A 23,583-nucleotide genomic window follows, 5' to 3' on the forward strand; every position below is an offset into this window, starting at 1 on the left:
GTTGTGGGTTCCGTGTTCCATCAGTCACCACTCACTGCGTGTTCGTGTAGCTGGGCGTCGGCTTCCTTCGTGTGCAGGTACTTACGGCCAATACGCTCGAAGAAGAGATAGACGACCGGCGTGGTGAACAGGGTCAGAATCTGCGAGACGATGAGACCGCCGACGATGGCGATACCGAGCGGACGGCGCAGCTCGCTGCCGGTGCCGGTGCCCATGGCCAGCGGCACGCCGCCGAGCAGGGCGGCCATGGTGGTCATCATGATGGGTCGGAAGCGCAGCAGGCAGGCCTGGTAGATGGCCTCCTCCGGCTCCATGCCGTGCTCGCGCTCCGCCTCGAGGGCGAAGTCGATCATCATGATGGCGTTCTTCTTCACGATGCCGATCAGCAGGATGATGCCGATCAGCGCGATGACGCTGAGATTGACGTGGAAGAGCAGGAGCGCGAGGATGGCGCCGACGCCGGCCGAGGGCAGTGTCGAGAGAATCGTGATGGGGTGGATGTAGCTCTCGTAGAGCACGCCCAGCACGATGTAGACGACGATGAGCGCGGCGAGGATAAGGATGGGCTCGTTGCTGAGCGAGGCGACGAAGGCGCGGGCCGTGCCCTGGAACTCAGCGTTCACGCTGGGGGGCAGGTTGAGCTCTTCCTTGGCCTTGTTGACGGCCTCGACGGCGTCGCCGATGGACTTGCCGGGGGCGAGGTTGAAGGAGATGGTGACGGCGGGGAACTGGCCCTGATGATTGATGGCCAGCGTGGCGCGGCGCTGCTCGACGTGGGTGAAGGTGGAGAGCGGAACCTGGGTGCCGTTGGAGCTCTTCACGTAAATGTTGTTGAGTGCGGCGGGGTTGAGCTGGAACTTGGGCGCTACCTCCAGCACGACATGGTACTGGTTGAGCTGGGTGAACATGGTCGAGACCTGGCGCTGCGCGAAGGCGTCGTCGAGGGTGTCGTCGATGTTCTGCGGCGTGATGCCGAGGCGGGAGGCGGTGTCGCGGTCGATGACGAGGTGGGCTTCGAGACCGTCGAGCTGCTGGTCGCTGGCGACGTCACGCAGTTCGGGGAGCTTGGAGAGCTTCTCGACCATGAGGTTGGTGGCGGTGGCCAGCTCTTCGGCGTTGGCATCCTCGAGGGTGTACTGGTACTGGGTGCGGCTGACGCGATCTTCGACGGTGAGGTCCTGCAGCGGCTGCAGATAACACTGAATGCCTTCGACCTTCTTGAGGTTCTTGCTGAGACGGTCGATGACTTCTGTGGCGAAGGTCGTGCGCTGCTCACGGTCGCGCAGGTTGATCTGGATGCGGCCGCTGTTGAGCGTGGAGTTGGTGCCGTCGATGCCGATGAACGAGGAGACGCTTTCAACGTCGGGGTCTTCGAGGATGACGCGGGCCAGCTGCTGCTGCCGCATGCTCATGGCCTGGAAGCTGATGGTCTGCGGGGCCTCGGTGATGCCGAGCAGGACGCCGGTGTCCTGTACGGGGAAGAAGCCCTTGGGGACGATGATGTAGAGGTAGATGGTCAGGATGAAGGTCGCGAGGGTGACCAGCAGCGTGAGCGTCTGGTGGCGCAGCACCCAGCGGACGCCGACGCCGTACTGGGCGATGACGTACTCGAAGAACTGTTCGCTCTTGTGATAGAAGACGCCCTTCTCGTGCTCGGGCTTGTGGCGCAGCAGCTTGGCGCACATCATCGGCGTCAGGGTCAGAGAGACGACGGCTGAGACGAGGATGGTGACCGAAAGGGTGACGGCGAACTCGCGGAAGAGGCGGCCGACGATGTCTCCCATGAAGAGCAGAGGGATCAGCACGGCGATCAGCGAGATGGTGAGGGAGAGGATGGTGAAGCCGATCTGCTCGGAGCCTTTGAGGGCCGCGGTGAGCGGATCGTCGCCCATCTCGAGATAGCGGTCGATGTTTTCGATCATCACGATGGCGTCGTCGACGACGAAGCCGGTCGAGATGGTGAGCGCCATCAGGGAGAGGTTGTTGAGCGAATAACCGAGCAGGTACATCACGCCGAAGGTGCCGACGATGGAGAGCGGCACGGCGATTGACGGGATGATGGTGGCGGCGACGGAGCGCAGGAAGAGGAAGATGACCATGACCACCAGGGCGATGGTGAGCATCAGTTCGAACTGGACGTCTGCGACCGAGGCGCGGATGGTGCTGGTGCGGTCGGTGAGGATCTCAAGGGTGACGGTGGCGGGCAGGGTGGAGCGCAGCTGCGGAAGCAGCTTCTGCACCTCGTCGACGACACCGATGATGTTGGCGCCGGGCTGGCGCTGGATGTTGATGATGACGGCCGGCTTGAGCTGGAGATCGCGGGCTGGGACGACGTTACCCTTGTCGTCCTTGCTCTCGAGGCGGGCGGTGGTTCCCATCCAGGCGGCCTGGTAGAGGTTTTCGGCGCTATCGACGGCGTTGGCGACGTCGGAGAGGCGGACGGCGTTGCCGTTGCGGTAGGCGACGATGACCTTGTTGTAGTCCGTGCTGGAGAGCAGCTGATCGTTGGCACCGATGGTGAACGACTGGTGGGTTCCGTTGAGTGTTCCCTTGGCCTGGTCGACGTTGGAGGTGGCCAGAGCGGAGCGGAGATCCTCGAGGCTCATGCCATAGTTGGCGAGCGCGGTGGGGTTGGCCTGGATGCGGACGGCAGGTTTCTGGCCGCCGTTGATCGAGACGAGACCCACGCCGGAGAGCTGCGAGATCTTCTGCGCGAGGATGGTGTCGGCGATGTCCTCGACCTTGGACATGGGCAGCGAGCTGCTGGAGAGGGCGAGGGTGAGGATGGGAGCGTCGGCCGGGTTGACCTTGCTGTAGACGGGCGGATTAGGCAGGTCCTTGGGCAGGTAGCTGGTGGCGGCGTTGATGGCCGCCTGCACGTCCTGCTGGGCGATGTCGATGGACTCGGAGAGATCGAACTGCAGGGTGATGACGCTGCCGCCGCCGGAGCTGCTGGAGGTCATCTGCGTCATGCCGGGGATCTGGCCGAACTGGCGCTCGAGGGGCGCGGTGACGGACGAGGCCATGACCTCGGGGCTGGCCCCGGGGTAGAAGGTCATCACCTGGATGGTGGGGTAGTCGACCTGGGGGAGCGCCGAGACGGGCAGCTGGGTGTAAGCGACCCAGCCAGCCAGTAAAATGGCCACCATCAGAAGCGAGGTGGCCACCGGCCGAAGAATAAATGGCCTTGAAGGACTCATTTCTGTTGTCCTCCACTGGGTGACTTGGCGGTTGCGTCATGGGGCGAGGCTGCGTTCACGCCGGAGTTGGCGCGGTTCGGATTGACGCTGGCCTTGGGTCCGTTGGGATTGGTGGCCTTGCGCGGGATGACGCGGCTGCCGTTGCGCAGCTTCTCCTGCCCGTCGATGACGATGGTCTCGCCAGCGGCGAGGCCTTTGCTGAGGATGACCTGGTTGCCTTCGGTGAGGTCGACCTTGACGGTGCGGGCCTCGACGTAGAAGTGGGGCTGGTTCTTGCTGGCGTCGGCGGCGAGCGCGTTGGCGGTCTCCTTGGACTTGCTGGAGTTCTTCAGGCCCTCGGGGCGCACAGTCTGCAGATCAGCCGGCGGGTCGCCGGGCTTGACCACGTAGACAAAGTTGCCGGCCGAGCCGGTAAGGATGGCAGCGGCGGGAACGACGATGGCGTTGGGACGCTCTTCCAGGACCAGGCGGATGTTGACGAACTGGTTGGGGAAGAGAGCGCCGTCCTTGTTATCGAAGACGGCCTTGACCTTGACGGTTCCGGTGGTGGTATCGATCTGGTTGTCGACGGTGAGCACCTTGCCGGTGGCCAGATGCGTGGAGCCGGAGCGGTCATAGGCTTCGACGGTGAGGCTCTTGCCCTTGCGCATCAGGTCGAGGACGTCGGGCAGGTGATCTTCGGGAAGGGTGAAGATGACGGCGATGGGCTGCAGCTGGGTGACGACGATGAGGCCGGTGGTGTCGGCTGCGTGAACGATATTGCCGGGATCGACCTGGCGCAGACCGACGATGCCATCGATGGGGGAGGTGATGCGGGTGTAGTCCACATTGACCTTGGCGGCCTGGATGGCGGCCTGGTCAGCCAGAATGGCTCCGCTGGACTGACCGGCGGCGGCTACCTGTGCCTGTGCGCTCTCCTGCGAGACGACACCGGCCTGCTGCAGCGCGCGGTAGCGATTGGACTGTGCCTCGTCGTTGGCGTGCTGCGCCTGGTCACGGGCCAGCGACCCCTGCGCCTGCGCGAGGGCAGCCTGGTAGGGGGCGGGGTCGATCTCGGCCAGCAGCTGGCCCTTACGGACCTTCTCGCCCTCGCGGACGGTGACGCGGAGGAGCTGTCCATCGACACGGGACTTGACGGTGACGGTGTAGTAGGCGGTCACGGTGCCCAGCTCGGTGAGGTAGATGGGCATGGTCTTCTGCTGGACGTCGACCGTCTGCACCGGAGAGGGCCGGTCGAGCATGGCGGACATCTTCTTATCCTGCGAGGCCTGCTCCTCGGTATTCTTGCGAATCTTCCAGACCGCAGCACCGACTACCAGGACGATGATGAGCAGAACGAGCCACTTACGGAAGCCGAAGCCCGACGGGGTCTCCGGTCCGGGATCGGAGGCGTGAGGCTTCTCGGGAGAGGAAGCCGTGCGAGTTTCTTGTTCGCTAATGGGTGCTGACGACATGATTGCGCTCACCGTAAGTTCAATTCCAATCTCAGAAAAAAGACAATTCGATGTAAAGTTGCACCGGGTAGGTCTAAATTGTCCGAAGAATCCCCAGAATACCTGATAATGACGCAGGGAGTTGACGGAAGGTTTCGCCACTCGTAACGCAAAGGCCATAATCTTTTAGCAGCTCTTCCATCGCAGCGAGATAGCCCAACACAGGAAGGAAATATTGCTTGGCGATCCCCGGCCCCGGGCCTGACACTGCCGGTTCGACCGTACTCTGTGTCGATCTCGATGGAACACTTGTCAAGTCAGACACTTTGGTCGATTCGACCCTGGCTCTGGCGCGCCAGCGCCCCAATCTTCTGATGAAGATTCCGGGATGGCTGACGCAGGGTAAAGCTTCTCTTAAGAAGCACATCACCGAATCGGTGACGCTTGACGTCGTTCACCTGCCGTATAACCGCGAGCTGCTGCAATACCTGGAACAGGAGAAGGCGAAGGGGCGCACCATCTACCTGGCGACCGCCGCCGACGGCGCGCTGGCTCAGCGTGTAGCCGATCATCTGGGACTGTTTGCCGGGGTGATCGCCTCGGATGGCACCAACAATCTAGCCGGCAATAATAAGCTGGCTGCATTTCGTCACAGATTCGGTGACAATTTCTCCTATATCGGCAATGCCTCGCCGGATGTGCCGCTGTTGAAGGTCTGCCGGGAGCCGATGGTGGCCAACCCGACCTCGGGCCTGCTGGCGGGGATGCGACGGGAGAAGATCGTCCCGGTGCGGGTCTTCACGGAGAAGAGTTCCACGCTGAAGGCGTGGTTCAAGGCGATCCGCATCCACCAGTGGGCGAAGAATGTCCTGATTTTTCTGCCGCTGCTGCTGGCGCATGCGACGGCGACGGCGCCAATTGTGGCCGCGCTGCTGGCGTTTGTGTCGTTCGGCCTGTGTGCTTCAGCGACCTATATTGTGAATGATCTGCTGGATATCGAGGTGGACCGCATCCATCCGCGGAAGCGCCGCCGTCCGTTTGCGGCGGGCGACCTTTCGGCGCTGAACGGCGTGGGTGTGATTGTGCTGTTCCTGCTGGTCTCTTTCAGCATCGCGATCTCAATACCGTGGGTGGAGCTGCGCCTGGGATCGGCGACGCCGGGGACAAACCACTTTATGGGGTTGACGACGCCCTATGCGTTCCTGGGATGGCTGGTGGTCTATGCGTTTACGACGCTGGCTTACTCGCTGCGGCTGAAGCGCGCTGTGCTGGTGGACGTGATCGTGCTCTCAGGGCTTTACACGATCCGCATCCTGGCGGGTTCGGCGGCGACGGGGGCAGAGGTTTCGACCTGGCTGGGCAGCTTCAGCATCTTCTTCTTCCTTTCGCTGGCGTTTGTGAAGCGTTTTGCGGAGCTGGAGAACCTGCGTGAGCGGGGTGCCGCCTCGGCGAAGGGCCGCGGCTATCATATCGCCGATATCGAGCAGCTGCGCAGCTTTGGCTCGGCGTCGGGATATGTCTCGGTGGCCGTGCTGACGCTGTATATCTCCAACCTGGATGCGGCGCAGCTGTACAGCCATACGCGGCGGCTTTGGCTGCTGGTGCCGGTGCTGCTGCTGTGGATCAGCCGGCTGTGGCTGCTGGCCTCGCGCGGTGAGCTGGACGAGGACCCGGTGGTGTACGCGATCACGGACAAGCGCAGCCTGCTGCTGGGCGTGCTGGTGGCGGCGATTGTGCTGTCTGCGCTGTAGAGGATGCGCTGACGCAACTCCGGATGGCACCATAGACAGGGCCGCCGGAGCATACAGGAGCGCCCGAGCCAGAGGTGCCTGATGAACGAGCGCAGTGACGAGTACAAGGTGTTCGAGGCACGCCTGAAGGTTCTGCTTCCCGAGGAGTACCGGGAGAGCTACGAAGACGTGCAGCCGGTCTCGATGGGATCGGCGGGCCTGAAGTATGGAAGCGACGGACGCGTCGCCTGGGATGAGATCTGGGGATCGTTCTGCGACCTGGCGATGGCGGGAGGGCCTCCGCATAAAGGGACCCTGCTGGAGCCGGCCACGAAGGCGGAGATCGGGCCGGATGCGGCGCGCTACAGGCAGGTGGTGCAGGAGCTATGCCGCGGGGTCGGCATGGTGACAGGACTGGCAGCCGAACCCTCGCTGATTTCGGGGTGGATCCATGTCGACTGCCCCAGTGCCACGATGGCTGGCTGGCTGGCCCGGGCCATCAACATGGAGAACGTTTCGGCACACTGCCAGGGGATGGTGCTCCATCTTCCGGCTGGCCCGGCGTATCGCGTGGAAAAAGAGATCAAGAACGTCATCACGTCTATTGCGAAGACGGCACACTACTGGCTGCAGCATACGTCGGCGGAGCAGCATCGGGCAGTCGCGGAGCTGTTCGAGATCATGGAGGAGGAGTCGCCGCTGATTCAGGCGCCCTTTTCTCCGCACGATACCCGGGGCGCTGCCTTCGAGGCTCTGCGGGGCAGAGTCGCAGAGGAGATTCATGCCGCGACCGGTCTTCCGGCGACGGGGTGCGACTATCACGGCTGGCTGGGAGTGAACTGCGGAGAGGTGCGGTCTGCCATCCGGCTGATGCGGGCGATGGTGGTGAGCAATGTCCTCTGCCGACGCGAGGGGACCTCGATCTACCTTCCCGTCGACCCGTCAGCCGACCCGTCCGGGAGCAGGCTGGTGGGCCTGTTCGGACGGGCGTATCGGCTGGCCGGTGAGCGGAGTTGAGTGACTAGGCCTTCCTGGAAGGCGAGAGGACGACGGAGGCCTCGCTGGTGAGGACGCGGAAGACGAAGGTCTCCTGGAGGTAGAGTTTTACGACCTCGTCGGTGTGGCTGAGATAGCCGATGGAGACGTCCTGGCCGATGTTGAGCTCGAAGTCGCCGCCGCGGGTGGAGAGGACGACTGCGCCCTCGATGGCAGGCGCCCAGACGATGTTGCCGTTGACGATGCGCTTGACGTGATCGAGGACGGGATAGCCGTGATCGCGGGTTTCGGCGAGCGCGGTGTACTCGTCGGCGCCGAGCAGGACGGAGTAGGGGCCGTTGACACCGACGAGTCGAAGCTGGCTTAGCGCGTGGGCGATGGCGTCGGGGTAGTCGCGGACGTCGGCGGGAAGGGTGTCGATGGGGTTGCTGGTGGCCTCGCGAACGCCCTGGATTCCGGCGTCGGCGTAGCCGTTGAAGATGGCCCGGTCTTCGGCGAAGGCGAGCTTCTTTGCGGCATCCTTGGCGGGCTGCCAGTCGGAGTCCTCGGAGCCGCGCTCGACGTCGTCGATGGCGGCGCGGGAGAGCTCGAAGGGCACACGCAGCTCGACCAGCGGCTTGACCTCGCGCTGGCGGGCGAGGATGCCGGAGTCGGGGGCGGCGATGGATTGCAGGTGGCCGGTGCCGACGCCGGGCAGGGTGATGCCTGCGGGGGCGGGCACATCGACGACACGGCGTCCGGCGAGGTAGCGCTTCAGCGTTCGTGTGGTCTCTTCTTCAATCTCTGCCCATGCGGCGTCAGAGATCGGCGCAAGCTCGCGGTGGAGGTTATTCATTCGACTCTCCTTTTAGTGATCCTATCTTCAGTGATGTGTCCTGCGCGGGCGCAGTGGTGGGCGGCTCGGTGGCCGGTGGTGCTTCTGTCTCGGCTGCAACGGCGACGGGCAGAGGATCTGTGCCGACGTTGTCGAGGAAGGTGGACGAGGGCACGAAGAACAGGCCGCCGGTGACGGCGGTGCTGAAGTCGAGGATGCGGTCGTAGTTTCCGGGCGGCTGTCCGAGGAACATGTTCTCCAGCATTTTTTCAGTGGTGCTGGGGGTGCGGCAGTATCCGATGAAGTAGGTGCCGAACTCGCCGTGGCCGGGACGGCCGAAGGGCATATTGTCGCGCAGGATCTGCAGCTGTTTGCCGTCGACTTCGATGACGGTAAGAGCGCTGTGTGCGTTCGAAGGCTTCTCGGTCTCACTCAGCTCGATATCGGAGAGTTTGCGGCGGCCGATGACGCGCTCCTGTGCCTCGGTAGAGAGAGCGTTCCAGGCCTTCATGTCGTGCAGGTACTTCTGCACGATGACGTAGCTGCCACCGCAGAAGGCGGGGTCCTCGTAGCCGACGATGGCTGCCTCGCGTGCGGCATCGCCGCGCGGATTCTCGGTGCCGTCGACGAAGCCCATAACGTCGCGGTCGTCGAAATAACGGAAGCCCTGCACCTCGTCGGCGACGGTGACGGCATCGCCGAAGGCTTCCATGATCTGCGTGGCCAGCTCGAAGCAGAGATCGATACGTTTGGCGCGGATGTGGAAGAGGATGTCGCCGGGGGTGGAGACGGCGTGGCGGGTGCCGGAACGAAGCTCGCGGAAGGGGTGCAACTCTGCCGGGCGGGGGGAGCCGAAGAGCTTGTCCCAGGCGTCGGAGCCGAATCCGGCGACGCAGGTGAGGCCAGCCTCGACGTCGCGGAACTCCACGGCGCGCACCAGGCCGGAGAGCCCGGCGCAGAAATCCTGCACCTGGGAGTAGGCCTCGCGGTCGGGGCGAATGCAGACGACGAGGAAGATCGCAGCGCGCGTCAGCGGGCCGACGACGCCCTGAGACAGGACGATTTCGTTGAGTTCGTTTTGGGTAGCCATGGCGTTCCGTTTTAGCGAGTCGTCATCAGTATAGAGTCTCGCGATGAACGGAAGGATTCGCTATGCGGTGTCGTTTCTGTGAATTGCGTGGGTGAGGGGGGCTGGATGAGGCTGGAGGCGGGGCTCCTCATATATTCTTGTTGCTGACCATGAGTGAGATGATTCCCCAGCTTTCGAACTACGATGAGGCCTCGCTGGAGGCTGCCTTTGCGACGCTTTCGGACGAGGTCCGGCAGCAGGCGGCGGAGCTGAAGACAACCGAGGCGCAGGAGAACTTCCGGCTCAACTGGCTTGGCCGCAAGCAGGGTCGTCTGAAGCTTGTCTCCGATGCGTGGCTGAAGTCGGCGCCCGCGGAGGCGCGCAAGCCGCTGGGCATGCGCTTCAACCAGCTGAAGCAGCAGATCGAGCAGGCGCTGGAGGCTCCGGCGGCTGCGGCTTCGTCGGCCACGGTACAGGGGATCGACATTACGCTGCCGGGTACGGTGCGGCAGCCGGGCATCGCGCATCCGCTGATCTCCGCGATGCACGAGGTGGTCCGGGTCTTCCACCAGCTGGGCTTTTCGACCAACCTGGGACCGCAGGTGGAGAGCGACTTTTATAACTTCGAGGCGCTGAACTTTCCGCCGAACCATCCGGCGCGCGACACGCAGGACACGCTGCAGATTGCAGGCCAGCAGGTGCGTCCCTCACGCGACCGTCTGCTGATGCGCACGCACACGTCGCCGGTGCAGATTCGCACCATGATCGCGCAGGAGCCGCCGATCCGGATCGTGATTCCGGGCAAGGTGCATCGCAACGATGCCGCCGATGCGACGCACTCGCCGATCTTTCACCAGATCGAGGGTCTCTGTGTCGGACCGGACATTACCTTTTCCGATCTGAAGGGCACGCTGGACCATGCGATGAAGTCGCTGTTCGGCTCGGCGGTGAAGACGAGGTTCTTCCCCAGCTTCTTCCCGTTTACGGAGCCTTCGGCGGATGTGCAGATCAGCTGCATCTTCTGCGGCGGTTCGGGATGCCGGAAGTGCAAGCACTCGGGCTGGATTGAGCTGCTGGGCTGCGGCATGGTGGACCCGGCGGTGTTTGCCGCTGTGACGGCGGAGCGGCGCAGGGTGAATCCGGACGACGATGCGTATGACCCGGCGAAGATCGCGGGCTTTGCCTTCGGCATGGGCGTGGAGCGCATTGCGATGATGCTGCATGGCGTCTCGGACATCGGCCATTTCTACTCGGGCGACATGCGCTTCCTGGAGCAGTTCGCGTAAGGCCCATTCATGGCGCTTTGCGCCATGAGTGGGGCACCCGACTTATTTCACAACCGCTTATTGGAAGACGATCTGTCTGGCGTCACTGACGAAGATGCTGAAGGGGCCGAGGTCGCTCTCGCCTTGAAAGGCGTAGTCGCGCCCCAGCGAACCTGCGACGGTGGCTCCGCTGCCGAGCCTGACGCTGACGGCGACCAGGTGCGCGTTGTCGTCGACGGAGAGGAAGTCGATGGCCTTGATCTTTTCGAAGGCGATGGTCTGTCCGCTGCTGAGCTGGATGGCGTCGTCGGTGGAGTTGTGGTGAAAGGTTGCCGCGGCAAGATGGGTCGTCACACCTTTGCGTGAGATGACGGTGACGCCGGTGTGCGCTGCCGGAGTTGCGGCTGCTGGTGCAGAGGCTGTTGGGGTCGCGCTACTACCAGCCTGCGGCGTAGTTACGGTTGCCGGAGCCGCGGTGGATACGACAACGGAATCTTTGATGGTGGAGTGGGGGCCGGTGGCGACCCACAGGCCGGTAACGGCGGTCGTCAGGGCCGCGATGCCGGTGAGGATACCGGGCAGCGTCGTCCAGAAGCTCTCCTTTTTTTCAGCAACGGGCTTTTCCGCTTCGGGCACTCTTCACCTCACAGGAAATAGAGATAAGGGTGCGCCCCGGAGTGGGGCGCGATCCCTGGCCCGGACAGCGAGTGGAGCTAGGCTTCTTTATCGACGCCGAAGAAGCCGAGGAGCATCTGGATGAGGGCGAGCACGAAGGCGGCGATCAGCGCGGGCGTGAAGCCGTTGACGTGGAAGCCGGGGACGAGCTTGCTCGAAAACCAGAGCACGATGGCGTCGATGATGAAGACGAAGAGGCCAAGCGTAAGGATGGAGAGCGGGAAGGTCGCCACCTTGAGGAGGAGACCGAGCGTCGCGTTGACGAAGCCGATGATGACGACGGCGAACATGGCCGAGAGCAGGCCGCTGATCTGAAAGCCGGAGACGAAGTGAGAGACGACCAGCAGGACGACGGCATTGACGATCCAGTGCAACAACCAGCGCATAGCCAATTCCTTTCGTGGATACAGGTGGTGTGTGGGGCAGCGCGGCTTTCGCGCCCCTTGAGCATATCCCAAAGCAGCGGCGGGGCGGCTGGCTATTGTGCGAGGCTGTGGTCGTAGCTGATGACGCGGGTGATCTTCCAGGCGCCGTCCTTGTACTGCCAGAGCATGATGAAGCGGCCGCGGCCGACGACCCCGTGGTCCTGCTTCCAGGGATGGAGGAAGTGGTGCTCGCCGATCTCTACGGCGCCATAGCCCTTCATGGGGTAGATCTTCAGGGTGCCGGGGACGAGCTCGCGGGTGGTGGTGCCGCAGATATTCTTCTTTACGCTGGCGGTGAGCTCCTTGTTGCCGAGGGTGACGCCGCCCTGGTCGTGGTAGAACTCGACGTCGTCGGTGAAGAGAGAGTTGAACTTTACGAGGTCGCAGGTGTTGTAGGCGTCGAAGACGGCGGTGTCGAGTGCCGTGATGGCGGATTCGAGCTCCTGCCGGGTCTTGATCTGGTCGAGCGGTGGGACCTTCTGGGCGTGGGCGGCGGGACCTGCCGTCATCAGGGTGGCGGCTAACATGGCGATCTGCAAGGCATAGCGTGCTTTCATGGGGACACTCCGTTCGAGAAACTTCTGGGGCAGTACGCTCTGGCGGTGAAAAAAGTTCTTGCGGGCCGGCAATGTGGGGGGCCGCGTGGTTGGGTGTGTGTGCGGCAGCATTTAGACTGGAAGGCGTCGATCATGAGAGTTCTTACCAGCTGGCTGCGCCACTATCTCCCTACGCTTACCGTCTCCGACCGGCAACTTGCCGATGACCTGACCCTGCGCGGCATCGCCGTGGAAGGCGTGCATCCGCTGGCGAGCGGGCACCTGTTCGAGATGGACATCACCACCAACCGCGTGGATGCGATGAACCACTACGGCATCGCGCGCGAGGCGGCGACGATCTACAATCTGCCGCTGGCTCCGCTGCACCCGCAGCTTCCTGTGGGGACGCTGGTCGATGAGCCGTTTTCGGTGCGCATCGCGCCGGAGGCTAAGGGCCTGTGCGGCCGCTTTACGGCGCAGGTGCTGCGAGGAGTGACGATTGGGCCGAGCACGGGCCGCGTGGCGGAGTTCTTCGGGCTTCTGGGGCAGAAGCAGATCTCGAATGCCGTGGACGCGTCCAACTTTACGCTGCTGGGCATGGGGCATCCAACGCATGCCTTCGATCTGGACAAGATCGAGGGGGGCATCGTGGTGCGGCTGGCGCGGAAGGGCGAGAAGCTGCGCCTGCTGGACGGGACGGAGCGAACGCTTGAGGCCGATGACCTTGTGGTGGCCGATGAGAAGAAGGCGCTGGCGCTGGCGGGCGTGATGGGCGGCTGGGACTCGATGATTACGCCGGAGACGAAGAACATCCTGGTGGAGGCGGCGTGGTTCGATCAGGCGAGCGTGCGGCGCAGCTCGCGGCGTCACCTGCTGCACACGGATGCGAGCCACCGGTTTGAGCGCGGCGCCGACTTCAATGCGGCTCCACTGGCGAACGCGCTGGTGTCGGAGCTGATCCTGGAGTCGGGCGGCAAGCCTGAGGGCGAGATGATCGACGTGATCGACGCTGAGGTCGAAGCGAAGACGGCAAAGCGTCCGTCGATTGAGCTTGCGGTTGCCGAGGTGCGGCGTCACCTGGGGACGACGATCGACGCGGAGGGAATTACAGGCGAGACGGTGTTGCAGTATCTGACCTCGCTGGGCTGCGCGCCCCTGCTGCACGGTCTGGAGATCTACCAGGTGATGCTGCCTTCGTGGCGTCTGGACCTGGAACGCGAGATCGACCTGATTGAAGAGATCGCGCGCGTGTACGGCTACAACCGTTTTGCCAACACGCTGCCGACGCCGCTGCCGGTGGTGGAGTATCCGACGGCTGCGGCGGAGCATGCGGTGCGGACACGTCTGCTGGAGCTGGGCTACAGCGAGGCGGTCTCGAGCACGTTTGCCAGCAGCGACGATGCCGCGGTCTTCTATGCGGCTGAAGCAGGACGGCAGACGGTGGCGATGGAGAATCCGTTGTCGGAGGAGGCGTCGTTGCTGCGTCCGGCGCTGGCTCCCGGGATGCTGGGCATGCTGGCGAACAATATCAATCGCGATGTGCGCGAGGTGCGGCTGTTTGAGCAGGGACAGTCCTTCACCGGCACGCTTGCGGTTGACGGCGACTTTGTCACCGAGGTGCATGAGAGCGCACAGCTTTCGCTGGGGCTGACGAGCGGATCGCTGGCGGCGACGGCGCTGCATGCCGCGGCGGATGCGCCGATCTTCGAGCTGAAGGGCGTGGTGGAGTCACTGGCATCTTTATTTACGCTGCAGGGCGGCGAGGCCGGGCTGTCGTTTACGACGGCCAATGGACCGGCGTGGCTGGAGCAGGGACGGGGCGCGGTGGCGTTGCTGAACGGGCAGCCGCTGGCGGTCTTCGGGGAACTGGCCACGGCACAGCGCGAATCGCGCAAGTTGCGGCAGCCGGTGTACCTGGCGCAGCTCGACCTGGCGAAGCTGTATGAGCTGCCGCTGAAGCGGGTGACGGCGCACGACCTGTCGCGGTTCCAGGCGGCGGAGCGCGATTTCTCGTTTGTCTTCGCGGACAGCGTGGCGTGGAAGGCGATTGCGGAGGCGATTCATGCGCTGTCGATTCCTGAGCTGACGCGGCTGGCGCCGGTGGAGATATTCCGCGATCCAAAGGGCAAGGCGATTCCGAATGGGCAGTATTCGCTGCTGCTGCGGACGGTCTTCCAGTCGCCGGAGCGGACGCTGCGCGAGGAAGAGATCGCCGGATGGACGACCTCGATCGTCGATGCGCTGAAAGAGTTAGGCGGCACGCAGAGGGCCTAGGCGGTTGCCCTGTGAAAAAAACGCGAATCCAGCGTGGTTCAGCCTGAGGAAATTCCACCTTTGTGGCATCTATACTGGCGAAGAATCTTGTGAGCAGGAGTAGAAAACAGATGAGCACAGCCCAGGTCAGCGTTGACGAGTTCCAGGCACTTGAACAGAAGGTGCATCGCGCAGTTGAGATTGTGAGGCAGGAGCGTGAGACGCGCGCCAGGCTCGAGGCGGAGATCACGAACCTGAAGGAACAGCTTGAGTTCCAGACGCTGGTGGCCAGCGAGGCCCAGGCGGCGGTCAACACGCTGAGCAAGGACCGCGAGTCGGTCAAGCATCGGGTGGAGAAGATGCTGGAGCAGATGGACGAACTTTTGTAAGAACAGCCGGGAAAGGAGATCTCGATGGACCAGACGACGCAGACCAGCTCACCGGAGATGCAGGCTGAGGCTCCGCAGGAGCGGCAGTCTATCGCTGTCGAGATCTTCGACCAGGTGTATCACCTTCGCGGCACCGACCCGGCTTATATCGAACAGCTGGCGCGGACGGTGGATTCGAAGATGCGTACGGTTTCGGCGCATGGCAATACGGTGGATTCGCTGCGTGTAGCGGTGCTGGCGGCGTTGAATATCGTCGACGAGCTGGAGACGCTGCGGTCGCGCTACGAGAGCCTGTCGGGCAGCATGTCGCTGTCACAGGTGACGCTGCGCTCGCGTGCCGGTTCGCTGGCCGGACTTCTGGACGAGGTGCTGGAAGAGCGCAAGGCCGGTTAGCGGTTTTTGTTGAATTTCGAGAGCTGTCTATTGATGATGAAGTATCGAACATCAATGGAGTAGCACGATGCGACGTTTTCTGTACTTTTTCGCCTTATCTTTTCTGCCTCTTTCTTCCCTCACAATCCTTGCGCAGGAGTTCAAGAACGATCCTGCATATGTTGCCGCCGTTGCCGAAGGAAAGAAGCTGACGGCACAGCACTCGTATCTGTTTGCGATCGATGCGTATCGCAAGGCCAATAAGATTGCGGGGGGAAAGGATGGGGCATCGCTTGACCAGGTCTTCATGCTGCAGATGAAGCTTGGCGACTACAAGAATGCCGCGAAGACCGCCAATGATCTGGTTCTGGCTTCGGGTGATGCGAGGGCGAAGTCTGTGGCAGAGGGAGATCGCGGTCTCGCTTTATTTCAACAGGCAGGCGATAAGAATAAGCCTGAGGTGCTTGAGGCTGCCCACGCGGCCTTTGCCGCTGCGATCGCCGATTATCCGAAGAATGTGACGGCGCATTTTTACGACGGCAAGACCCTGGCGCGTCTGAAGAAGATGGACGCGGCTCGGGACGAGTTCAAGGCATGCGTCAGTTGCCTCTCTCCGAGGGACCCCGGGTATGCGCGAGCGCAGCACTTTGCTGAGAATCCGGAGCTGTCGCTGGCAAAGATGGCGCCTCCGTTTACGGTGGCGGCGCTGGATGGCCGCAAGTTTTCTCTCGACGAGATGGGCGGCAAGGTGGTGCTGATCGATTTCTGGGCGACGTGGTGCGGTCCCTGCAATCGCGAACTTCCTCATATCAAGAAGATTGCGAAGGAGTTCGCCAATGAGCCATTCGTGATAATCAGCGTGAGCTGGGACTCGGATGAGGCGAAGTGGAAGGATTTCATTGCGAAGAACGATATGACGTGGGTGCAGTATCGCGATGCGGATCACTCGCTTTCAACGTCATTCGGCATCAACGCCATTCCGCACTACTTCACCATCGACTCGGACGGCGTATTGACGGCGGAGATGTTGGGGGAGGGCTCGGATGTGGAAGGGAAGCTGAAGAAGCTGATTGCGAAGGCGAAGTCTGCCCGCCAGCTTGAGACGGCTTCCGTTGGCAACTGACCCCCGGCTCTCTCCATTACCCCGGCCCTCTCCATTTATGATGCGGTGGAGACGGCATGTATATTCCGAAGTTCAATGAAGAGACACGGCTCGAAGTGCTGGACGGGCTGATGCGGTCGCATCCGCTGGCGGCGCTGGTGACGATGGGCGCGTCGGGGCTGTTTGCGACGCATCTGCCGGTGGTGCTGCATCGCGAGAGCGAGACCAGGGCTGTGCTGCGCGGACATCTGGCGCGAGCGAATCAGCAGTGGAAAAAGTTCGATGCGTCGGTGCCGGCGCTGGCGATCTTCTCCGGGCCGGAGCACTACATCACGCCGGGATGGTATCCGGAGAAGCAGGTCAGCGGCAAGGTGGTGCCGACGTGGAACTATGCCGTGGTGCATGCCTACGGCACGCTGCGCGTGATCGAGGACGCGGCGTGGCTGCTGGAGCATCTGAACACGCTGGTCGATACGCATGAGGCCTCGTTCGTGAAGCCCTGGAGCGTGGCCGATGCGCCTGCGGATTATGTGGCCGCGATTGCGAAGGGCATCGTAGGGATCGAGCTGACGATCGATCGGCTGGAAGGCAAGTGGAAGGTGAGCCAGAACCAGGATGAGGCGACGCGCATGCGTGTGGCGGAGGGATTAGAGGAGCTGGGCTCGGAGATGAGTCTTGCGATGCGGTCTCTGGTGAGGGGAGAACGCGGGTAGCGAAGCGTCTATTTTACAGCCTGCCGTCAACTTGCAATCGCAGGACGGGGCAGGTAGCATCACAACTCAAGAGACCGGCCTGCAAAGCAGGTACGCGATTAACGCTGGTTGAACCAACATTCATTGAACAGGGGCCTGGCTCGTATATATGGTTCGGTGTGCAACGTCCGCCAGTCCGGAATGCCTAAAGAACCACGGCAGGGTCCCGCCGTCTTAGGACGGGTTCACCAGCGCATCTGCGCACGGCCCAGTGGGTCGGTCTTCTTGTAATCTCTCTCCGTGCATCCCAACTTTCTTCACTTCGGATTTTTGACGATCCCGACCTTCGGCGTGCTGGCAGCGATCGGGCTGATGGCCTCGCTGACGCTGAGTGTGCGCACTGCAGCGGCGGTCGGCCTGAACGCCGACCGCGTGTGGGATGCAGGGCTGTTTGCGATCATCGCGGCGTTTGTCATCTCGCGGGCGCTGCTGGTGGCGACGAACCTGAAAAGCTTTCTCTCGTACCCGATCCTTCTGCTGATGGTGCCGTCGCTGACGCCGCTGGGACTGTTGCTGACGGTTGTTGCCCTGCTGGTCTACCTGCGGGTGCGCGGACTGCCGCTGCTGCCGCTGCTGGATGCGTGGGCTCCGTGCGGTGTGCTGACGTGGGCGTTTCTTGCGCTGGGGCACTACGTTGAGGGCAGCGATCCCGGCACGCCGAGCAATCTTCCCTGGGCGACGACGGTGATCGCCGACAAGGTGCGGGTGCATCCGGTGGGAGTCTATGCGGCGATTGCGGCGTTTCTGATTACGGCGGTGTTATATCGCCTGTTGCCGTTGCGGCGCCGCAACGGTGATCTCTTCGCGCTGGCCTTTGCGTTGTGCGGGCTGGCACAGTTTCTGCTGACGTTTGTTCGCGAGCCGGCGTTCTTCGACACGGCGATGGGCAATCTGCTCGACCCGATTCAATGGGTGGCGCTGGGCATGATTGCAATTGCGGGCATCGTATGGCAACAGCCAAGAAAGCAGGTGGCGCATGCCGTCTAAGAACATGCTGCCGAAGGGGCAGCGACGCCACACCGTGAAGCCGGAGTATCGAGCGCAGCGCGACGCGGAGCCCGAGGCGCCGCCAGTGATTCCCGTGCTCGAGATGGAAGATGACGCAGAGGAGCATCTGCATGTCTTCACCGCAGCCGTCGAGGCCAAGGGGCTGAGGCTCGATCAGTACCTGGCGCAGACGATTCCCGACATCTCGCGTTCGCGGGTGCAGCTGCTGATCGAGAACGGCCAGGTGCGCGTGAACGGTCAGACCGCGAAGCCGAAGCTGAAGATCGAGGGCGGCGAGCAGATCGAGATCGACGGCGCGCCGCATCCGCCGCCGCTGAATGCGTTCGCCGAGGATATTCCGCTGACGATTCTGTATGAGGACAAGCAGCTGGCGGTGATCGACAAGCCTGCAGGGATGATGGTCCATGCGGGGTCTGGCGCGACGGACGATGCGCGCAACCACGGCACGCTGGTGAACGCGCTGCTGCATCACTTCCGCAAGCTGTCGAATGTGGGCGGCGACCTGCGACCGGGGATCGTTCACCGGTTGGATAAGCAGACCAGCGGCATCATCGTGGTGGCCAAGGACGACAGCACGCATCGCAAACTGAGTGAGATGTTCGCCGCGCGTGAGCTGGAGAAGACATACCTTGCGCTGGTGCATGGGCGGCTGTCGAAGGAGAACATCACGATCAAGCTGCCGATCGGGCGCGATCTGGTGCGGCGGATGCGGATGACGACGCGGCGCTCGGCGGACAGCGAAGGGGTACGGGCGGCGGTCTCGCACGTGAAGGTGCTGGAGCGGATCCACTCGGAGACTTATGGCGACTTCACGCTGGTGGAGGTAAAGATCGAGACAGGCCGTACGCACCAGATTCGCGTTCATCTGCAGGCGATGGGGCATCCGGTGGTGGGCGACACGCTCTATGGCGCGCCACACCAGGTGGGGCAGGGCGGTTTGAGGCTTTCGCTGGACCGAAACTTCCTGCACGCGGCCCGGCTTTCGTTTGTGCATCCCAAGACAGGGAAAGAGCTTACAGTGGAATCTGAGCTGCCGCCGGAGCTGGTGGGTTATCTTGAGACCACCCGTGCCGATTAGCGGCCATCTTTTTTGATTAGAATGAACCTAGTGACCGGTATAGATCGAATGAACCGCCTTTTCTGGCCGATGGCCACAGGTCTGCTTACTGCCGCCTTGACGGCGCCTTTGCTGGCGCAGGCCGCGGCAGCTTCTCCGACGACGTCCACAGCTTCTCAAACGCAGCAGGCCGCGCCTGCATCGACGGCTCCTGCGGCCACCCCGGCACAGACGCCGGCTGCTGCCCCGGCGATTCCCGCTGCGGGACAGCAGCCCGCTCCGACCCAGGAGAACGGCGCCAACCCGGACCTCAGTGCACCCACCATCAAGGTGCAGGTGAACGAGGTCAACCTGATCTTCACGGTCACGGATAAGAAGGGCCGCTTCATCACGGGCCTGCAGCGCCAGAACTTCGGCCTGCTGGACGATGGACGTCCTCCGGTGGCGGTGCTGCGCTTCTCGCAGCAGACGAACCTGCCGCTGCGGGTGGGCATCATGCTGGATACGTCGAGCTCGATCCGGCAGCGCTTCCAGTTCGAGCAGGACTCGGCCATCGAGTTTCTGCTGCAGATTCTGCACCGCAATGACCGTGCCTTTATCGAGGGCTTCGATATTGAGACGGACATGGCGCAGAGTTACACCAACAACATCGATCTGCTGAATCAGGGCATCCGCAAGCTGCGTCCCGGCGGCGGTACGGCGCTGTACGATGCGCTATACAAGACCTGCCGCGACCAGATGCTGACGCTGCAGGAAGACGGCGCGGTGCGCCGTGCTCTGATCGTGGTCTCGGACGGCGATGACAACTACAGCCGTGCCCAGCAGTCGGACGCGATCAAAATGTGCCAGCGCGCGGAGACGATCGTGTACACGATCTCGACGAACGTGAGCCCCAGCAAAGACAAGGGCGACGACATCCTGCGCACGATCTCGGAGGCGACGGGCGGCATGGCCTTCTTCCCGGTGAAGATCGAGGACGTTGCGGTGGGCTTCCTGCATATTCAGGAGGAGCTGCGCAGCCAGTATTCACTGGTCTATCGCCCGGCGGACTTCAAGCAGGATGGCTCGTTCCGCACGATCTACCTGCATGCACTGGACGAGCGATATCACGTGAGGGCGAGTAAGGGGTACTTCGCTCCGCGGCCTGCGCAGTAACGCAGTTTTCAAGGAAGTGAGGGACGGGGAGCAGCGTTGGCTGCTCCCCGTTTTTATTGTGGCGTGGGATGGGAAAAGCAGATTCCTCCGCTTCGCTACGGAATGAAAAGCCTTTGTGAAACGACAATGCCTTTTTGGGGCCGAAGGCTCGTAAAGGCTTACAGCTGGTCGCGGTATTTTTCGATGGCGAGCAGAACGAGCTGGGAGCGGGTGCGGACGCCGGTCTTGGAGAAGAGCTGCTGCAGGGTGGCCTTGACGGCGCTCTCGGAGATGTTCAGGTTTGCGGCGATCTCCTTGTTGGCGAGCCCCTGGAGCAGGTAGCGCAGCGTGCTGCGTTCGCGCTCGGTGAAGCGGATCGACTCCTGCGGCCCGGCACCGGCGACGATGGCCTGGAGATACTGCTGGTCGATGAGGACGCGGCCCTGAGAGACCTCGAGGATGGCGCGCTGTAGGTCTTCCGGCGAGTCCTGTTTGTGGAAGATGCCTGCAATGCCGGCGCGGATGAGCGCGAGAGCGTCCTTGTCCGGGAGGCCAGCGGTGACGATGAGGATTCTTCCTGCGAAGGCCGTCGTCTTCAGGCGATCGATAAAGCTGAGGGCGTTTTCGTTGCCGAGGTCATAGTCGAGCACGAGAATGTCCGTCGGCGTCTTTGCGAGCTCCTCCAGCGCCTGGGCTGGGCTGCCGCTCTGGCCGACGATGTTGAAGCGCTCGTCGGTGATCAGGAGACGACGCAGCCCCTCGCGAAAGAGGGAGTGATCGTCGAGCAGATAGATGCGAATCGAGTTCTCGTGGCTCATGCGTGAGTCTGTTCGGTCTCCCCGTCGTCTTCGGGGGAGAGCTTGTCCCCGGCAGCTCTCAGTGTAATGACAAAACAGCATCCTGCGGTGGTGGGTTCGTAGCGCATCTGGCCGCCGAAGCTTTCGATGATGGCGCGGGAGACGTAGAGGCCGAGGCCGGAGCCGTCGGCCTCTTTGCGAAAGGGCTGAAAGAGATTCTGGTCGGTCTTCATGCCGGAGCCAGAGTCGCAGACGCGCAGCTCGACCTGGTGATCGTGGTGCAGGGTCTCGATCGCGAGCCGCCTAACCCCGACATCTTCGACGGCGCGCAGAGAGTTCTGCGAGAGGTTGAGCATGGTCTGCATGAGGCCCTGGCGGTTGGCGAGGACGTGAGGCGTATCGGCGGGAACCTTCCATTCCATCTCGCCGTCGAGGTCGGTCCAGTCCTGGCCGACGATGACGCGCAGTTCCTCGGCGAGCTCGTGCAGGGAGACGGGAGCGAGCATGGTGCGCGTTCGTTTACGGAGATCGACGGAGGCAAGGTCGCGCAGCCCGGCGGCAAGATTTTTGAGCGCGGCGAAGTCGGGGTCGGAGCTGATGGCGCTGCTGCGTCCCATGTTGGAGGCGACGACGAAGATGGCGGAGCAGAGATTGCGGATCTCGTGCGAGACGGCACTGGCGAGGATGCGGTCGTGGCTGGCGATCTGCTCGAACTGTGCGACCTCGCGCTCGCGCACCTCGTTGGAGGTGTCGACGAGGATGGCGGCGAGGCGACGTCCCCGGCCTTCGCCGTAGAGGGAAAACCAGGTGTTGGTGGGCACCATGGTGCCATCTTCGCGCTTGGCCCAGGCTGTGGCCGAGGTGCTGATGTCGCCGAGACCGGCGGGCAGCTGCAGCGCGTCGTGGAAGACGGGCATGTAGCGGGCGATGGGCTGGCCGGTGAGGGGATCGGCGGACTGGAAGATGTGTTCGGCTGCGCGATTGGCGGCGAGGATGAGGCCTTCGCTGTCGATGGTGAGGATGGCGGCGGGGCTGCGCTCGGCGAGCAGGCGCAGCTGCTCCTGCGCGCGGCGCCGCATGCCCTGCTCGTAGCGCAGGCGGGAGTAGTGCTTGAGCACGATGCGGCGCGCGTCGGTGATCTGGTAGATCAGCAGGCCGCAGCCGGTGTAGGCGATGGTGGCCATGCAGAAGCGCAGGACGTGTTCGAGGTGGGTCTCGTCGGCGGTGAACAGGCCGCGGGTGTAGGCGCAGAAGATGGCCGCGAACACGATCTGCCAACGCGTAAGGATGGTGGCGGCGATCATGACCGGGAAGATGTAGAGGATGCCGAGCGAGAAATCGAAGTCGAAGTACCATTCCAGCGTGACCAGAACGCAGAGCATCGCAGCCGCGGTCAGAAGAATCTGGCTGCGGCTGCTCGCGCGCGGGAGGCGCATCCGGATAAATCGACGATAGAACGTCTGCACGTTTCTATTAGACCTCTCTTCCCGTTGGATGCGGCGGGGATGGCCGAAAGATAGGCTGCGGATGATCGTCGATTCAGTCCGAAAGACCCTACGGAAGATAGGCGGCGCGGCGGCGGTTCCGGGGTTCTAATCGGCGTATGAGGAACCAGGCCTGATGATCGTTCGAGACAAACTGCCGCTGAAAAGGATATGGCCACAGGCCTGGCGGCGTCTGCTGGTATTGCTGATCTTCGATTGCACCGTCGCGGTGATCTACTCCGTGTTTCATCACAAGTGGATCTCGCTGAACGGTCTTCCTGTTGCACCGCTGGCTTCTGCTTTGACCATCTTTCTCGCCTTCCGCACCAATGCGGCCTATGGCCGCTGGTGGGAGGCGCGCCAGCTCTGGGGCAAACTGGTCAACTACTCCCGCGCCCTGACGCGCCAGTACCTGACGATGCTGGACGATGAGACGGAAGAGCGTGACCGTCCTCCGCTTCGCAATGAGCTGGTCAAACACCAGATCGCCTTCGCGCACGCACTGCGTTGCCATCTGCGGAAGCAGGCCTCGCTGCCGGAGCTGAAGACGCTGCTCGGCGAAGAGATCGCCGATGAACTTTCGGTATACAAGAACATTCCTGCGGCGATCAATCTGCGCACCGGCAAGCTGTTGCGCCAGGCGCGCAGCGAGGGCATGCTCGACAGCTTCCGCTGGACGGCGATCGACGACAACCTGACCGAGATGTCGAACATTCAGGGCGCCTGCGAGCGCATCAAAAACACGCCGCTGCCGCGACAGTTCGAGTACCTGCCGCGCATCCTGGTGGATGTCTTCTGCTGGCTGCTGCCGCTGGGCATCGTCGACGATCTTGGGCTGGTGACGCCGATTGCGAGCACGCTGATCAGCTTTACGTTTATTGCGGCCGACCTGATGAGCCGCGAGATCTCCAACCCGTTCGACAACACGATTCATGACACGCCGATGACGGCGCTGTCGCGGACGATCGAGCTGAATCTTCGCGAGCAGATGACGGAGACCGACAAGGAGCGCGGCTGGCACGAGCCTTCGCGCCAACGCGTCCGTCTCGACGTCACGCCGGTCGACGGCTTCGTTTTTTAGCAGGAGGAACA

Annotated in this window: 21 protein-coding genes; 12 read left to right on the top strand and 9 right to left on the bottom strand. The window is 62.8% G+C overall.

The features are described 5' to 3' along the window. Positions 1–20: 20 nt before the first annotated feature. Positions 21–3,200, bottom strand: a complete 3,180-nt coding sequence (locus PW789_RS07930; RefSeq protein WP_299373986.1) for a multidrug efflux RND transporter permease subunit — start codon at positions 3,198–3,200, stop codon at positions 21–23. Further along, complete coding sequence (locus tag PW789_RS07935) at positions 3,197–4,654, bottom strand: efflux RND transporter periplasmic adaptor subunit (protein ID WP_299373988.1); 1,458 nt, start codon at positions 4,652–4,654, stop codon at positions 3,197–3,199. The genes PW789_RS07930 and PW789_RS07935 overlap by 4 nt, the downstream gene beginning before the upstream one ends. Before the next feature lie 218 nt (positions 4,655–4,872). Here PW789_RS07935 and PW789_RS07940 point away from each other — a divergent pair, with 218 nt between their 5' ends. Both PW789_RS07940 and PW789_RS07945 read left to right on the top strand, forming a co-directional pair. Continuing rightward, positions 4,873–6,384, top strand: coding sequence for a UbiA family prenyltransferase (locus tag PW789_RS07940; RefSeq protein WP_299373991.1), 1,512 nt, complete (start codon positions 4,873–4,875; stop codon positions 6,382–6,384). Positions 6,385–6,465: 81 nt separating this feature from the next. Beyond that, positions 6,466–7,380 (top strand): hypothetical protein, encoded by a 915-nt coding sequence (locus PW789_RS07945; RefSeq protein ID WP_299373994.1) that lies wholly within the window; start codon positions 6,466–6,468, stop codon positions 7,378–7,380. A gap of 4 nt (positions 7,381–7,384) precedes the next feature. On the opposite strand, the gene PW789_RS07950 is transcribed toward PW789_RS07945, so the two are convergent. Next, entirely contained in the window at positions 7,385–8,194 is an 810-nt protein-coding gene (locus tag PW789_RS07950) for a family 1 encapsulin nanocompartment shell protein (RefSeq protein WP_299373997.1), read from the bottom strand. Beyond that, on the bottom strand, positions 8,187–9,263 hold the full coding sequence (locus PW789_RS07955) for a Dyp-type peroxidase (protein WP_299373999.1): 1,077 nt from the start codon (positions 9,261–9,263) through the stop codon (positions 8,187–8,189). Before PW789_RS07955 ends, PW789_RS07950 begins: the two co-directional genes overlap by 8 nt. Positions 9,264–9,412: 149 nt before the next feature. Between PW789_RS07955 and pheS the strand changes: the two genes are divergently transcribed. After that, positions 9,413–10,528: a phenylalanine--tRNA ligase subunit alpha gene (gene pheS / locus PW789_RS07960; protein WP_299374001.1), complete on the top strand. Its 1,116-nt coding sequence runs from the start codon at positions 9,413–9,415 to the stop codon at positions 10,526–10,528. Between the two features lie 57 nt (positions 10,529–10,585). Here pheS and PW789_RS07965 read toward each other — a convergent pair whose 3' ends face one another. The 3 genes from PW789_RS07965 to PW789_RS07975 form a co-directional block, all read right to left on the bottom strand. After that, on the bottom strand, positions 10,586–11,143 hold the full coding sequence (locus tag PW789_RS07965; RefSeq protein ID WP_299374003.1) for a hypothetical protein: 558 nt from the start codon (positions 11,141–11,143) through the stop codon (positions 10,586–10,588). Between the two features lie 77 nt (positions 11,144–11,220). Beyond that, positions 11,221–11,568, bottom strand: a complete 348-nt coding sequence (locus PW789_RS07970; protein ID WP_299374005.1) for a phage holin family protein — start codon at positions 11,566–11,568, stop codon at positions 11,221–11,223. A gap of 92 nt (positions 11,569–11,660) precedes the next feature. Continuing rightward, a complete protein-coding gene (locus tag PW789_RS07975) occupies positions 11,661–12,164 on the bottom strand; it encodes a nuclear transport factor 2 family protein (protein ID WP_299374007.1) in 504 nt (167 codons plus the stop codon). Positions 12,165–12,296: 132 nt separating this feature from the next. Here PW789_RS07975 and pheT point away from each other — a divergent pair, with 132 nt between their 5' ends. From pheT to PW789_RS08015, 8 genes are all read left to right on the top strand, one after another. Next, on the top strand, positions 12,297–14,417 hold the full coding sequence (gene pheT, locus PW789_RS07980) for a phenylalanine--tRNA ligase subunit beta (RefSeq protein WP_299374009.1): 2,121 nt from the start codon (positions 12,297–12,299) through the stop codon (positions 14,415–14,417). Between the two features lie 110 nt (positions 14,418–14,527). Continuing rightward, positions 14,528–14,785 carry a cell division protein ZapB gene (locus PW789_RS07985; RefSeq protein ID WP_299374012.1) on the top strand — a complete coding sequence of 86 codons (258 nt, stop codon included), beginning with the start codon at positions 14,528–14,530 and terminating at the stop codon, positions 14,783–14,785. Positions 14,786–14,809: 24 nt separating this feature from the next. Then, positions 14,810–15,178 carry a cell division protein ZapA gene (locus tag PW789_RS07990; RefSeq protein WP_299374015.1) on the top strand — a complete coding sequence of 123 codons (369 nt, stop codon included), beginning with the start codon at positions 14,810–14,812 and terminating at the stop codon, positions 15,176–15,178. A gap of 67 nt (positions 15,179–15,245) precedes the next feature. Further along, positions 15,246–16,280 carry a redoxin family protein gene (locus tag PW789_RS07995; RefSeq protein WP_299374018.1) on the top strand — a complete coding sequence of 345 codons (1,035 nt, stop codon included), beginning with the start codon at positions 15,246–15,248 and terminating at the stop codon, positions 16,278–16,280. A 56-nt stretch (positions 16,281–16,336) separates the two neighbouring features. Continuing rightward, a complete protein-coding gene (locus tag PW789_RS08000; RefSeq protein ID WP_299374021.1) occupies positions 16,337–16,972 on the top strand; it encodes an FMN-binding negative transcriptional regulator in 636 nt (211 codons plus the stop codon). A 279-nt stretch (positions 16,973–17,251) separates the two neighbouring features. Continuing rightward, complete coding sequence (locus PW789_RS08005; protein WP_299374024.1) at positions 17,252–17,998, top strand: prolipoprotein diacylglyceryl transferase; 747 nt, start codon at positions 17,252–17,254, stop codon at positions 17,996–17,998. Next, a complete protein-coding gene (locus PW789_RS08010; protein ID WP_299374026.1) occupies positions 17,988–19,097 on the top strand; it encodes an RluA family pseudouridine synthase in 1,110 nt (369 codons plus the stop codon). Before PW789_RS08005 ends, PW789_RS08010 begins: the two co-directional genes overlap by 11 nt. Before the next feature lie 48 nt (positions 19,098–19,145). Next, complete coding sequence (locus tag PW789_RS08015) at positions 19,146–20,231, top strand: VWA domain-containing protein (protein WP_299374028.1); 1,086 nt, start codon at positions 19,146–19,148, stop codon at positions 20,229–20,231. Between the two features lie 158 nt (positions 20,232–20,389). Here PW789_RS08015 and PW789_RS08020 read toward each other — a convergent pair whose 3' ends face one another. Both PW789_RS08020 and PW789_RS08025 read right to left on the bottom strand, forming a co-directional pair. Then, entirely contained in the window at positions 20,390–21,028 is a 639-nt protein-coding gene (locus PW789_RS08020) for a response regulator transcription factor (RefSeq protein ID WP_299374030.1), read from the bottom strand. Next, positions 21,025–22,473 (bottom strand): ATP-binding protein, encoded by a 1,449-nt coding sequence (locus tag PW789_RS08025; RefSeq protein WP_299374031.1) that lies wholly within the window; start codon positions 22,471–22,473, stop codon positions 21,025–21,027. The genes PW789_RS08020 and PW789_RS08025 overlap by 4 nt, the downstream gene beginning before the upstream one ends. A gap of 154 nt (positions 22,474–22,627) precedes the next feature. Here PW789_RS08025 and PW789_RS08030 point away from each other — a divergent pair, with 154 nt between their 5' ends. Next, entirely contained in the window at positions 22,628–23,572 is a 945-nt protein-coding gene (locus PW789_RS08030) for a bestrophin family protein (RefSeq protein WP_299374033.1), read from the top strand. The last annotated feature ends 11 nt before the right edge of the window (positions 23,573–23,583 follow it).

Source organism: Edaphobacter sp., assembly GCF_028283685.1.
In the GTDB taxonomy this organism is placed as follows: Bacteria; Acidobacteriota; Terriglobia; order Terriglobales; family Acidobacteriaceae; genus Edaphobacter.